Source organism: Rhodococcus sp. NPDC003382, assembly GCF_053589135.1.
Window position 1 is genome coordinate 23,447 of sequence record NZ_JBSFRH010000023.1, and the last position, 12,994, is coordinate 36,440.

The following is a 12,994-nucleotide window of genomic DNA, read 5'->3' on the forward strand; positions in this document are numbered from 1 at the left end:
CATGATCGGCCCTGCCACCTCCGGCGACCACCCGAGTCGCTGCGCTGACCCCGTGCCCGAGGGCGCCCGTCCGGCCTCCGGCGCCCCGGCGCAGGCACCGGGTGGTCCGCTGCCGACGCTGTGCGGACGACCCGTCGCGACCGACCGGGCGCTGGTGATGGCCATCGTCAACCGGACCCCCGACTCGTTCTACGACCGTGGCGCCACGTTCACCGACGAGGCGGCCCTGGCCGCGGTCGACCGTGCCGTCGCCGAGGGCGCCGACCTCATCGACATCGGCGGGGTCAAGGCGGGACCGGGTGAGGTGGTCGACAACGCCGAGGAGACCCGGCGCGTGGTGCCGTTCGTCGCCGCGATACGGGCGCGCTACCCCGAGGTGATCATCAGCGTCGACACGTGGCGCTCGGACGTGGCGCGCCGCGCGGTCGCCGAGGGCGCGGACCTGATCAACGACACCTGGGCGGGAGCCGATCCGGACCTGGTCTCGGTCGCCGCCGAACTCGGTGCCGGCATCGTCTGCTCGCACACCGGCGGCGCGGTGCCGCGCACCCGCCCGCACCGGGTGCGCTATGCCGACATCGTCGGGCAGGTGACCGCCGAGGTGGTGGCCGCGGCCGAGAACGCCGCCCGGGCCGGGGTCGCGGCGGACTCGATCCTCATCGACCCGACCCACGATTTCGGAAAAAACACCTATCACGGGCTCGAGTTGTTGCGTCGGGTGGACGTTCTCGTAAATACCGGGTGGCCGGTGCTGATGGCGCTGAGCAACAAGGACTTCGTCGGGGAGACTCTGGGAGTGGAACTCGCCGACCGGTTGGAGGGCACATTGGCAGCGACAGCACTGGCCGCCGCGGCAGGCGCGCGAATGTTCCGGGTTCACGAGGTCGCAGCGACCCGCCGGGTCGTCGACATGGTCGCTGCCATCGCGGGCACCCGCCCGCCCGCACGCACGACCCGGGGGCTGGCATGAGCGCCCCGGTCCGCGTCGGAACGGACGCCCCGGCCCGAGGATGGGGCGAGACGAACAGCTGGGACCAACCGAGCTGGACGGTCGCCGAACTCGAGCGCGCCAAGGCCGGACGCACCGTCTCGGTGGTGCTGCCGGCGTTGAACGAGGAGAAGACCGTCGGAGCCGTCGTGGACACGATCCACCCGCTCCTCGGCGGCCTCGTCGACGAACTGATCGTGCTGGATTCCGGATCGACCGACGCCACCGCCGAACGCGCACGCGCCGCCGGTGCGCAGGTCCTGACCCGTGAGGAGGCGGTGCCGGGCATCGACCCGGTGCCCGGCAAGGGCGAGGTGCTGTGGAGGTCGCTCGCCGCCACCACCGGCGACCTGATCGTGTTCGTCGACTCCGATCTGATCAAGCCGGACCCGGCGTTCGTGCCGAAACTGCTCGGCCCGCTGTTGCTGGGCGACGGCGTGCACCTGGTCAAGGGCTACTACCGGCGCCCGCTGCGGGTGAGCGGCACCGAGGACGCGAACGGCGGCGGTCGCGTGACCGAGCTGGTGGCGCGTCCGCTGCTGGCGGCGTTGCGTCCCGAACTCACGTGCGTGCTGCAGCCGCTCGGCGGCGAGTACGCGGGAACCCGCGAACTGCTGACCGCGGTGCCGTTCGCGCCCAGCTACGGGGTCGAGATCGGTCTGCTCCTGGACACCTACGATCGGCTCGGGCTCGGCGCCATCGCGCAGGTCAACCTCGGTGTCCGTAAGCACCGGAACCGGCCGCTGGCGGATCTCGGGCTCATGAGCCGGCAGATCATCGGCACGATGCTGCGTCGCTGCGGCATCCCCGACTCCGGGGCGCCGCTGACCCAGTTCCTCGTCGACGGGGACTCGTTCGTGCCGGTCGAACGCCACGTCGAGCTGACCGACCGGCCGCCGATGAACACCTTGATCGGTAGGCCCGGGAGCTGATGTCGGCGGCCCGTGCCAAGATCGGGTCATGCTGACGGTTCTGCTGTACGTCGTCGTCATGGTGGTCGTCGGCGCGGCGTTGTTCGCCGCCGCGAGTGCCGTGTTCGGCCGCGGAGAGGCCCTGGCGCCGATCCCCCCGGGGACCACGGCGACCGTGCTGCCCGCCACCGACGTCACCGGCGTCGACGTGCACAATCTGCGGTTCCAGCAGGTGGTCCGGGGCTACAAGACGTCCGAGGTGGACTGGGCGTTGGACCGGCTGGCCCGGGAGATCGACGGGCTGCGCGCCCGCGTCGCCGAATACGAGCGCGCCGGGGTACCGGCCGCCTCCGACGGCGGCGAGCGGTACTTCGAGACAGGGGAGTTCGAGACAGGGGAGTTCGAGACAGGGGAGTTCGAGGGTTTCGAGCCCGCCGATACCGACGCCGACACGGACGAGGGTCCGGCGGAGGAGTTCGCGCACGAGGCCGATGCCGACGCGGAGACCGAAGCGATCGCGACCGACGCCGTCGTCGCCCGTGCCGAGGCTGCGCGCACCGAAGCCGCGCGCACCGAAGCCGCGCGCACCGAAACAGGGGACGCCGAAACGGGCGAAGCCTGGGACTCGGAGCCCGGACCGGGGGAGAAGCGGTGAGCGGCGACGGCCGGGTGCGGTGCCCGTGGGCGGTCGACACGCCCGGCTCCACCCTGTACCGCGACTACCACGACACCGAGTGGGGCCGGGAGCTGCACGGCCGCGACGAACTGTTCGAACGCCTCTGCCTCGAGGCGTTCCAGTCCGGGTTGTCGTGGCTGACGATCCTGCGCAAGCGGGAGGCGTTCCGAGAGGCCTTTGCCGGTTTCGACGTCGAGGCGGTCGCCGGGTTCGGCGACGCCGACGTCGACCGCCTGCTCGCCGACGCCCGAATCGTCCGGAACCGGCGCAAGATCGACGCCGTGATCGCCAACGCCCGCGCTGTGCTGGATCTGGCCGACACGGACCTCGACACGCTGCTGTGGTCGTTCGCGCCACCGCGCCGCCCGGCGCGGATCGCGACGGTGGCGCAGATCCCCGCCGTCACCCCGGAATCCACCTCCATGGCCCGCGAGCTCAAGCGCCGCGGCTTCCGATTCGTCGGCCCGACCACGGCGTATGCGCTGATGCAGGCCACCGGAATGGTCGACGATCACGTCGCGGACTGCTGGGTCCAAATGGACGCTTGACCAGAAAATGTGATGTGACCGAGGAGTCAGCTACCCGGTCCATGCCCGGATAGGGAAGAATGGGAAGGCGAGCCCGCCGATAAACTGTCCGGGCACAACGGTAACCCAGGCGCTCAGTCGTTGAGCGCAGATTTGGAGGGAGCAGAGGATGGCGGCCATGAAGCCCCGGACCGGGGACGGTCCCCTCGAAGCAACCAAAGAGGGACGAGGAATCGTCATGAGGGTTCCACTCGAGGGAGGCGGACGTCTGGTCGTCGAGCTCACGCCGGAAGAGGCTGCTGCCCTCGGTGACGAACTCAAGAGTGTTACCAGCTGATCTGTCCGATTTCGGACGATCCGGGCCCTGCGCTCCTCGATGCGCGGGGCCCGGACTCGTTCCACGACCCCATCTGTGAGGAGCACCGGTGCTCGACGCGGTGACCGATCTGCTCGCGTGCCCGCAGTGCGGACTCGGCATGGACCTCGACGACTCCGCCCTGCTGTGCGAGAGCGGACACAACTTCGACGTCGCGAAACAGGGCTACGTCACGCTTCTCACCGGCGCCGCGACCCGCTTCACCGGGGACACCGCCGAGATGATCGCCGCGCGGGGAGACTTCCTCGGCGCCGGACACTACGACCCCATCCGCGACGCCGTCGCCCGGGCGTGCGCCGAGACTCCGCCGGCCGGCGACAATCCCGCGGCGGCGCGCATCCTCGAAGTGGGTGCGGGCACCGGCCAGTACCTCGCCACCGTGCTCGACGCGCTGCCGGACTCGCGCGGCATCGGCCTCGACGTCTCCAAACCCGCGGTGCGCCGCATCGCCCGCAGCCATTCTCGCGTCGGTGCCGTGCTCGCCGACGTGTGGCGGCAGCTGCCGGTGCGCACCGGGTCGCTCAGTCACGTCCTGTCGATCTTCGCCCCGCGCAACGCCGAGGAGACCCATCGGGTGCTCGAACCCGGCGGGCGGCTCGTCGTCGTCACCCCGACGACCGAGCACCTGCAGGAACTGGTCGCGCTACCCGGCATGGTGCAGGTCGACGACCGCAAGACCGAACGCCTCGGGGCGGCCCTGTCCGGGGCCTTCGACCGCACGGACCGCCGCGAGCTCCGATTCGCGATGGCCCTGGGCCACGACGAGCTCGCCCTGCTCGCGGGAATGGGACCGTCCGCCCATCACGTCACGGCGGATCGCCGCGCGGCGCTGCTGGCTGAGCTGCCCGAGCCGTTCACGGTGACGGCGGCCGTCACCGTCTCGGTGTGGACCCGGCGGGACTGAACCGCGCCTACCGGCGCAGCACTGAACCGCGCCTACCGGCGCAGCACTGGACCGCGCCTGCCGGCGCAGCACTGGACCGCGCCTGCCGGCTCACCGGCGCGCGGCGACGTCCTGGTAGACCGCGAGCGTCTGCCGGGCGATCTGCGCCCACGAGAACTCGGCGACCGCGCGATCGCGCCCGGCATGGCCCATCCGGGCGGCGAGATCCGAGTCGAGCGCGATTTCGTCCACCGCCGCGGCGAGCGCACGCTCGTAGGTCTGCGGTTCGTACGAGTTGTAGTGCACGAGACGTCCCGTGATGCCGTCCTGGACGACCTCCGGGATACCGCCGACGTCGGACGCGACCACGGCGGTTTCGCAGGCCATCGCCTCGAGATTCACGATCCCGAGCGGCTCGTACACCGACGGGCACACGAACACCCGTGCCGCCGAGAGGATCTCGCGGACCGATTCGGTGGGCAGCATCTCCTGGACCCAGAACACGCCGCCGCGCAGCTCCTGCAGTTCGGCGACCGCGCGTTCGGTCTCGGCGGCGATCTCGGGGGTGTCCGGAGCGCCCGCGCACAGCACCAGCTGGATGTCCGGGTCGAGATGGTGCGCCGCCGCGATCAGGTGGCCGACACCCTTCTGCCGGGTGATGCGGCCGACGAACGCGACCATCGGCCGGTCCGGATCGACTCCGAGCCGGTCGAGCGCCGATTCGGCCCCTTCCGCCGGTCCCGGATGCCACACCCCGGTGTCGATTCCGTTGCGGACCACGTGCACCTTCGCCGGATCGACGAACGGGTACGCGTCGAGGACGTCGAGCCGCATCCCGGCGCTGACCGCGATGATCGCGTCGGCGTACTGCACGGCGTTGCGTTCGGACCACGACGAGATGCGGTAACCGCCGCCGAGCTGCTCGGCCTTCCACGGCCGCCGCGGTTCGAGCGAGTGGGCGGTGAGCACGTGGGGCACGTCGTACAGTTCGGCCGCCAGGTGCCCGGCCAGGCCCGAATACCAGGTGTGCGAGTGCACCACGTCGACGCCGCTCGCCGCGTGCGCCATCCGCAGCTCGGCCGACAGCGTCGTCAGCGCGGCATTCGCGCCGGCGAGCGCCGGATCCGGGTCGTGGACGAACGCGCCCTCGCGGGGCGCACCCATACAGTGCACGTCCACGTCGCAGAGCCGTCGCAGCTGCGCCACGAGCTCGGTGACGTGCACTCCGGCTCCGCCGTAGACCTCGGGCGGGTACTCCCGCGTCATCATTGCCACCCGCACCCGCTCAAACTATCCGGCTCGCGATGTTCCGGCTACCGGGGTCACCTCTGCGTGTCGATGTTGCGCATCGCTGGCGGCGTTGTGGGGTGGCGGATAGGTTGACTGTGTGAGGAGCCAGCCACATGTGCTTGGAATCGTGCTCGCCGGCGGCGAGGGCAAACGCCTGTACCCGCTGACGGCCGACCGCGCCAAGCCTGCCGTGCCGTTCGGCGGCGCATACCGTCTGATCGACTTCGTGCTGAGCAACCTGGTGAACGCGGGCTACCTGCGCATCTGCGTGCTGACGCAGTACAAGTCCCACTCGTTGGACCGTCACATCTCCCAGACGTGGCGGCTGTCCGGATTCACCGGCGAATACATCACGCCGGTTCCCGCGCAGCAGCGGCTCGGTCCGCGCTGGTACACCGGCAGCGCCGACGCGATCCTGCAGTCTCTGAACCTGGTGTACGACGAGGATCCCGAGTACATCGTCGTGTTCGGCGCGGACCACGTCTACCGCATGGATCCGGAACAGATGGTGCGCCAGCACATCGAATCCGGTGCGGGCGTCACCGTCGCCGGGATCCGGGTGCCGCGCAGCGAAGCGTACGCGTTCGGTTGCATCGACAGCGACGAACAGGGCCGCATCACCCAGTTCCTGGAGAAGCCCGCGCACCCGCCCGGAACTCCCGACGACCCGAACGTGACGTTCGCGTCGATGGGCAACTACGTGTTCACCACCAAGGTGCTGGTGGAGGCGTTGCGGGCGGACTCCGAGAATTCCGATTCCGACCACGACATGGGCGGCGACATCATCCCGGCGCTGGTCGCCCAGGGTGCTGCCCACGTCTACGACTTCAACGACAACGTCGTGCCCGGCGCCACCGAACGCGACCGCGCCTATTGGCGGGACGTGGGGACGCTGGACGCCTTCTACGACGCCCACATGGACCTGGTGTCCGTGCACCCGATCTTCAACCTCTACAACAAGCGCTGGCCGATCCGCGGCGCCGCCGAGAACCTGCCGCCCGCGAAGTTCGTGCAGGGCGGACTCGCGCAGGAATCGATCGTCGGGGCGGGCAGCATCCTGTCCGCCGCGACCGTCCGCAACTCGGTGCTCAGCTCGAACGTCATGGTCGAGGACGGAGCGACCGTGGAGGGCAGCGTTCTGATGCCGGGCGTGCGCATCGGCAAGGGCGCGGTGGTGCGTCGCGCGATCCTCGACAAGAACGTCGTGGTCGGCGACGGCGAGATCATCGGTGTCGATCTCGAACGCGACCGTCAGAGGTTCGCGGTCAGCAACGGCGGGGTCGTCGCCATCGGCAAGGGTGTGTGGATATGACGGAGCAGTCCCGGATCAGCTGATCCGCACCGCGCACAGCAGCCCGTCGCCGAGGGGCAGCACCACCGGGGAGAGGCGGTCGTCCGCCGAGACCGCGCGGGCCGCGTCCCGGACCGACAGGACGGTCGCGTCCCGTTCGCTCGGGTCGGTGACCCGTCCGCCGAGCAGCGCGTTGTGCAGGACCAGGACCCCGCCGGGGCGCAGCAGACGCACACCCTCGCGCACGTAGTGCGGGTGGTCGGCGGGGGTTGCGTCGACGAAGATCAGGTCGTAGCCGGAGTCGGCCAGCCGCGGCAGCACGTCGAGGGCGCGTCCGTTGATGAGCCGGGTGCGCGAGGCCGCGATCCCGGCATCACGGAACGCCTCCTTCGCGGCCCGCTGATGCTCCGGCTCGCTGTCGATCGTGGTCAGCACGCCGTCCTCACGCAGGCCGTGCAGCAGCCACAGTCCACTGACACCGGCGCCGGTCCCGATCTCGACGACGGTCTTCGCGTCGAGCATCCGGGCGAACAGGGCGAGCGCGGCGCCGACGGAGGGCGGGATCGGATCGGCGCCCAGGTCGAGGGCACGTTCGCGCGCCGCGACGAGCAGCTCGTCCTCGACGACGACGTTCTCGGCGTGGGCCAGAATCCGTTCGGCATTGGTCTGCACGGGTCGAGGCTAGCGTCGAGATCGCGTCCGCGCAGGCAGGCGCGCACGACCCGGGGGATGAATTCTCAGCTCCGCCTCAGGTTACTCATAGGGGTGACACATGGGGACAGGGGAGGGTGTAGCCACACGCAGAGCAGACTGCGCGGCGCAGACCGCGCTGCAACGGTCGACGGATGTCACACGGGCCGGGGAACAATCCGGCCGCCCCGGGCGTTCGACAGGGTACGTGACAGTTCTCGATCGGCGGTCCCGAAGAGGAGGATCCAGCGATCCACATGGTCGACACCCCCACGAGCGTTACTCGTGCCCTAACCGCCTCCGGCGGGGCCCTCACCGGTTCCGACGTGTTCGACGGCAGCACCGACGGTGACGCGGTCGCCGAGCTGAGCGGCACGGCGGTCTTCGACGCCACGGGCGATCGTGGGGCGATGCCGTCGTGGGACGAATTGGTCCGCGAACACGGCGACCGCGTGTACCGGCTGGCCTACCGGCTGTCCGGCAACGCGCAGGACGCCGAAGACCTCACCCAGGACACGTTCATCCGCGTGTTCCGGTCCCTCCAGAACTACCAGCCCGGCACGTTCGAGGGCTGGCTCCACCGCATCACCACGAACCTGTTCCTGGACATGGTGCGCCGCCGCAACCGCATCCGCATGGAAGCGCTGCCCGAGGACTACGACCGGGTTCCCGCCGAGGGGCCGAACCCGGAGGAGATCTACCACGACGCCCGTCTCGATGCAGACCTGCAGTCCGCGCTCGATTCGCTGGCGCCGGAGTATCGTGCGGCTGTGGTGCTGTGTGACATCGAAGGACTCTCGTACGAGGAGATCGGTGCCACGCTCGGCGTCAAACTCGGCACGGTGCGCAGCCGCATCCACCGGGGTCGCCAGGCACTGCGCGAGCATCTCCGTCAGAATGCGGAGAACGAGTCCGGTCGAGTCCGTGCGGGGTAGCCGCCAGGAGGGTCTGATGACGATGGGGTTCCCGCCCCGACAGTTCGGCTCCACTGAGCATCTCGCCAGCGAAGCCGTCGCGGCGTACGTCGACGGCGAACTGCGGATGAACGCGTACCTGCGGGCGTCCCAGCACCTGGCGATGTGCCCCGAGTGCGCAGCCGAGGTGGAGGCCCAGCAGCAGGCACGTCACGCGCTGCGCAACGCCGCTCGTCGGGCACCGCAGATGCCGAGTTCCCTGCTCGGTGCGCTCAGCAACATCCCCACCCATCTCCAGGATTCCCCCGCGCAGGCACCGCAGTCGCTGTTGCCCGGGCTGGAACAGATGTGGCCGGGGGCACGCCGCTGGTCCATCCGCCGGCGCCGCTGACCCACCCGGATACGCTCATCTACCTGAACATGCTGCCCCACCCGAATACGTGGGCCCGTCGGAGATATCGGGTCCCATCGGTGATACTGGGCACCGTGAGTGACCACGACGGGGGAGACGGACACGCGTGACGGCGGAAGCGGAATCAGTGCAGCAGTCCGGGTGGCAAGCCACCGACGGTGAGCCGGCAGGCCCCACCGCCGCGTCCCCGGCGATCGAACGTCCGGCGGATACGCCACGCCTGGAACCGCGCCCGGTGTACCGGCCCGCGGTCGACCCGGCCGCCGCGCGGGTCTTCGGCCGGCCGTCGGGAACTGCCGGATCGTTCACCGACGCCGCCCGCGCCCGCGCCGCCGAACCCCCGGTAGCGCACGTCCCGCCCGCCGACCCGGTCCTCGCCGAGGCGTTCGGCCGGCCCGACGACGCCACCGAAACCCTGCAGCGCCCGCCCGCCGCACCCGGCGCCGATGCCGGAAACGAGGCGGCCCCCGAACCCGATCCCTGGCGCGATCCGTCGACCCCGGTGCGGCTCGGACCCGCCGCGCAGCAGGAGGGTGAGCAGGTTCTGCCGCCCGGACGGAAACTGACCCTGCGGGAGGTGCTGTTCGACCGTCGCGTCGAACCGCGCGCTCTCGCGACCCTCGCGGCGGTCGCCGTCGCGATCGGCATGGTGGGTGGCTTGATCGTCGCGCTGGTGACCGCCGACAACGGATCCCTGACCAGCCGCGGTGTGTCGCTCTCGCAGATCGCCGGCGACGACGAACTGCCCACCGGGCAGGTCGCGCGGGTCGCCGACGCGGTGCTCCCGGCGGTCGTGTCGATCCAGGTGACGCTCGGCGACGAGGCCGGCACCGGTTCCGGGGTCGTGATCGACGGCGCCGGGTACATCGTCACCAACAACCACGTCGTGTCGATGGCGGCGAGCAGCCCCGACGCGAAGATCCAGGTGACCTTCAACGACGGCACCAAGGTGCCCGCCTCGATCGTCGGCCGCGACATCCACACCGACCTCGCGGTGCTCGCGGTCGAGGACGTCGACAACCTGACGGTCGCCGAACTGGGACGGTCCGCCGACGTGCAGGTCGGTGAGGACGTCATCGCGGTCGGCTCGCCGCTCGGCCTGAGCAAGACCGTCACGCGCGGCATCGTCAGCGCCCTGCATCGGCCGATGCGCCTGGGCGGACAGGGCACCGACACCGACGCCGTGATCGACGCCGTGCAGACCGATGCGTCCATCAACCCCGGCAACTCCGGTGGTCCGCTCGTCGACGCGGAAGGTCGCGTGATCGGCATCAACTCGGCGATCAAGACGGAGACCGGCGGTTCGGTCGGGCTCGGCTTCGCGATTCCCATCGACACGGTCACGCAGGTGGCCCAGGAACTGATCCGCAGCGGGGAGATGCACCACCCGGAGATCGGGGTGAACGCCCGCACGGTCGTCAACGACGCCGCAAGTGGGGCGGAGGTCGCGAACGTGCAGGCCGACAGCCCGGCCCAGCGTGCCGGGATCGTCGAGGGCGACGTGATCGTCAAGGTCGGCGACCGCACGGTGACCAGCGCGGACGAGCTGGTCGTGGCGGTTCACGAGCAGCGGATCGGGGAACCGGTGACCGTCCAGCTCGTGCGCAGCGGCCGTCTCGTCGACGTGCAGGTGACCCCCGAATCGGACTGACCGGCCGGGAGCCTCTCGGGCACCGGTTGTGATCTGCGCACGTCAACCGCACGCCCCGGTATCCGACCACGTACTCTGGAACGGTGTTCGGCAACATCGGTTGGGGCGAGTTCATGGTGCTCCTCGTGGCGGCGCTCGTGGTCCTGGGACCCGAGCGGCTGCCCGGCGCGGTCTCCTGGGTGACGAAGTCGCTGCGTCAGGTGCGCGACTACGCGTCCGGCGCCCGCCAGCAGCTCAAGGACGAACTCGGACCGGAGTTCGAGGACCTGCGCAAGCCGCTGTCCGAGCTGAACGAACTGCGGGGCATGACCCCGAAGGCCGTCATCACCAAGCATCTGCTCGACGGCGACGATTCGATCCTCACCGGCAACTTCGACAAGCCGGCACCGAAACCGCCGGCGGCGAAACCGCTCGGAGCGGGGGAGCTGCCCCCGATCGACACCGACGCGACCTGAGCGCGCGGGATCTGATCGGATAGCCGTGGCAGCACAGGAGGTCCGAACCCCTGTGCGGCGCGGCCGTCTCGCGGCCCGGCTCGCCGGCATCCGCGAGATCACCGACGAGGATTCGGCGTCGGCGGCGTTTCTGCTCGCGGCGACCGTGGCGGCGCTGATCTGGGCGAACCTCGGCGACTCCTACGAGGCGTTCTGGCATCTGCCGCTGACCGTGCAGATCGGCGACTACGGCATCGGCATGGACCTGCAGCACTGGGTCAACGACGCGCTGATGACGTTGTTCTTCTTCGTCGTGGGGCTCGAGGTCAAGCGTGAGCTGACCATCGGCGAGCTCACCGATCGGACCCGGGCCGCGGTCCCGGTCGTCGCGGCGGTCGCCGGGCTGGCGGTGCCGGTCGTGCTGTTCCTGCTGCTCAACCCGAGCGGTGAGGCGGCCGGAGCGTGGGGTGTCGTGATCTCCACGGACACGGCGTTCGTCATGGGCGCGCTCGCGCTGGTCGGCCCGCGGTGCCCGGCCCGGCTGCGGATCTTCCTGCTCACCCTCGCGGTCGCCGACGACATCGGGGCGCTCGGCGTGATCGCGTTGTTCTACACCGACGATCTGCGGGTCGGGCCTCTCGTGTTCGGCGCGATCGGGCTGCTGGGGATCGCGTTGCTGCGTCGCCTCGCGGTCTGGCGCGGCGTCGTGTACTTCCTGGTGGCGGCGGCCACCTGGGTGGCGTTCTACGAGTCCGGTGTCCACCCGACTCTGTCCGGGGTGTTGATCGCGCTGATACTTCCGGTGTATCCACCCCGGCGCAGCGAGGTCGAGAGGGCCGGGGAACTCGCCCGTGCGTTCCGGCAGTCACCGAACTCGGACTATGCGCGGGCGGCACAGCTGGGTGTGCTCCGCGCGGTGTCCGTCAACGAGCGCCTGCTGCGGCTCTACGGCCCCTACACGTCGTTTCTCGTCGTACCCGTGTTCGCGTTGGCGAACGCCGGGGTGGTGCTGAGCGCGGAGGCGGTCGGTGCCGCGGTGCGGTCGTCGCTCGCGTGGGGCATCCTGCTCGGTCTGGTGGTCGGCAAGTTCGTCGGCATCACCGGCGCGGTCGCGCTGTTCACCCGCATGCGTCCGGGGGCGCTGCCGCCGGGGCTGACGCTGTCGCAGATCGCCGGGGGCGGCGCGCTCGCCGGGATCGGGTTCACCATCTCCCTGTTCATCGTGGATCTGGCGATCCCGTCGCCGACCCTCGCGAACGACGCGCGGGTCGCGGTGCTCGCCGCTGCGATCGTCTCCACCGTGGTGGGGTGGGTGCTGTTCCGCATCGACGACCGGCGGCGCGGCCCGGTCCCGGTGACGAGCCGGTTCCTGCCGCGCCCGGTCGAGGTGGGGCGGGACCACATCCGCGGCCCGGTCGACGCGCCGCTGACGCTCGTGGAGTACGGCGACTTCGAATGCCCGTTCTGCAGCCGGGCCACCGGCAGCATCCGGGACGTGCACGCGCATTTCGGGGACGCGGTGCGGTACGTGTTCCGGCACCTTCCGCGCGACGAGGCGCACCCGAACGCGCGGTTCGCCGCCGAGGCCAGCGAGGCCGCGGCGGAGCAGGACCTGTTCTGGGAGATGCACGATGAGCTGTTCGCGCACGCCGACCGCCTCGGCGAGGACGACATCTACGGCTACGCGGCCGAGTTGGGTGTGGACCTGGAGCGTTTCGAGGAGACGTTGCGGACCGGTGCCACGCGGTTGCGGGTCGTCGACGATGCCGTCGACGCCGAGGTCGGCGAGATCACCCAGACCCCCACGTTCTATCTGGGCGTGTCCGGGGAGGATCTGCTCCGGCACACCGGACCGTTCGACGCGGCGACCCTGATCCGGCGGCTCGAGGACGCGCGGCGACGGGGCGAATCGGGTGTCGGCGCCGGCTGAGCCCCGGTATGGGGCCGGCCG

Annotated in this window: 13 protein-coding genes and 1 pseudogene; 12 read left to right on the forward strand and 2 right to left on the reverse strand. The window is 70.5% G+C overall.

Annotated features, from left to right (window positions below):
- Position 1: 1 nt before the first annotated feature.
- The 6 genes and pseudogenes from folP (at position 2) to ACWDUD_RS16770 (ending at position 4,382) form a co-directional block, all read left to right on the forward strand.
- Entirely contained in the window at positions 2–970 is a 969-nt protein-coding gene (gene folP / locus ACWDUD_RS16745; protein WP_231609762.1) for a dihydropteroate synthase, read from the forward strand.
- Positions 967–1,920: a glucosyl-3-phosphoglycerate synthase gene (locus ACWDUD_RS16750; RefSeq protein ID WP_248676145.1), complete on the forward strand. Its 954-nt coding sequence runs from the start codon at positions 967–969 to the stop codon at positions 1,918–1,920. The genes folP and ACWDUD_RS16750 overlap by 4 nt, the downstream gene beginning before the upstream one ends.
- Positions 1,921–1,948: 28 nt before the next feature.
- Positions 1,949–2,299 (forward strand): annotated as a pseudogene (locus ACWDUD_RS16755) (DivIVA domain-containing protein); the annotation flags it as partial.
- Between the two features lie 251 nt (positions 2,300–2,550).
- Positions 2,551–3,123: a DNA-3-methyladenine glycosylase I gene (locus ACWDUD_RS16760; protein ID WP_450110020.1), complete on the forward strand. Its 573-nt coding sequence runs from the start codon at positions 2,551–2,553 to the stop codon at positions 3,121–3,123.
- Positions 3,124–3,271: 148 nt separating this feature from the next.
- The gene (locus tag ACWDUD_RS16765) at positions 3,272–3,439 is read left to right on the forward strand and encodes a DUF3117 domain-containing protein (protein WP_006554284.1); all 168 of its coding nucleotides are present in this window, start codon (positions 3,272–3,274) and stop codon (positions 3,437–3,439) included.
- An 88-nt stretch (positions 3,440–3,527) separates the two neighbouring features.
- Positions 3,528–4,382 (forward strand): putative RNA methyltransferase, encoded by an 855-nt coding sequence (locus ACWDUD_RS16770; protein ID WP_450110021.1) that lies wholly within the window; start codon positions 3,528–3,530, stop codon positions 4,380–4,382.
- 90 nt (positions 4,383–4,472) lie between these two features.
- Here ACWDUD_RS16770 and glgA read toward each other — a convergent pair whose 3' ends face one another.
- On the reverse strand, positions 4,473–5,642 hold the full coding sequence (gene glgA / locus ACWDUD_RS16775; protein WP_450110022.1) for a glycogen synthase: 1,170 nt from the start codon (positions 5,640–5,642) through the stop codon (positions 4,473–4,475).
- A gap of 106 nt (positions 5,643–5,748) precedes the next feature.
- Between glgA and glgC the strand changes: the two genes are divergently transcribed.
- Entirely contained in the window at positions 5,749–6,963 is a 1,215-nt protein-coding gene (gene glgC, locus ACWDUD_RS16780; protein WP_197250097.1) for a glucose-1-phosphate adenylyltransferase, read from the forward strand.
- A gap of 15 nt (positions 6,964–6,978) precedes the next feature.
- Here the strand turns inward: glgC and ACWDUD_RS16785 are convergent, their stop codons facing one another.
- Entirely contained in the window at positions 6,979–7,614 is a 636-nt protein-coding gene (locus ACWDUD_RS16785) for an O-methyltransferase (protein WP_197250096.1), read from the reverse strand.
- Positions 7,615–7,889: 275 nt separating this feature from the next.
- On the opposite strand from ACWDUD_RS16785, the gene sigE reads away from it, so the two are divergent.
- The 5 genes from sigE to nhaA all read left to right on the forward strand — a co-directional run bounded on the left by sigE (position 7,890) and on the right by nhaA (position 12,973).
- Entirely contained in the window at positions 7,890–8,567 is a 678-nt protein-coding gene (gene sigE, locus ACWDUD_RS16790) for an RNA polymerase sigma factor SigE (protein ID WP_231609761.1), read from the forward strand.
- Between the two features lie 16 nt (positions 8,568–8,583).
- Positions 8,584–8,937: a zf-HC2 domain-containing protein gene (locus tag ACWDUD_RS16795; RefSeq protein WP_197250095.1), complete on the forward strand. Its 354-nt coding sequence runs from the start codon at positions 8,584–8,586 to the stop codon at positions 8,935–8,937.
- A gap of 127 nt (positions 8,938–9,064) precedes the next feature.
- Complete coding sequence (locus tag ACWDUD_RS16800; RefSeq protein WP_450110023.1) at positions 9,065–10,609, forward strand: trypsin-like peptidase domain-containing protein; 1,545 nt, start codon at positions 9,065–9,067, stop codon at positions 10,607–10,609.
- Positions 10,610–10,692: 83 nt separating this feature from the next.
- Positions 10,693–11,064 carry a Sec-independent protein translocase protein TatB gene (tatB, locus tag ACWDUD_RS16805; RefSeq protein WP_197250207.1) on the forward strand — a complete coding sequence of 124 codons (372 nt, stop codon included), beginning with the start codon at positions 10,693–10,695 and terminating at the stop codon, positions 11,062–11,064.
- A 25-nt stretch (positions 11,065–11,089) separates the two neighbouring features.
- A complete protein-coding gene (nhaA, locus tag ACWDUD_RS16810; protein ID WP_450110024.1) occupies positions 11,090–12,973 on the forward strand; it encodes a Na+/H+ antiporter NhaA in 1,884 nt (627 codons plus the stop codon).
- Positions 12,974–12,994: the final 21 nt, after the last annotated feature.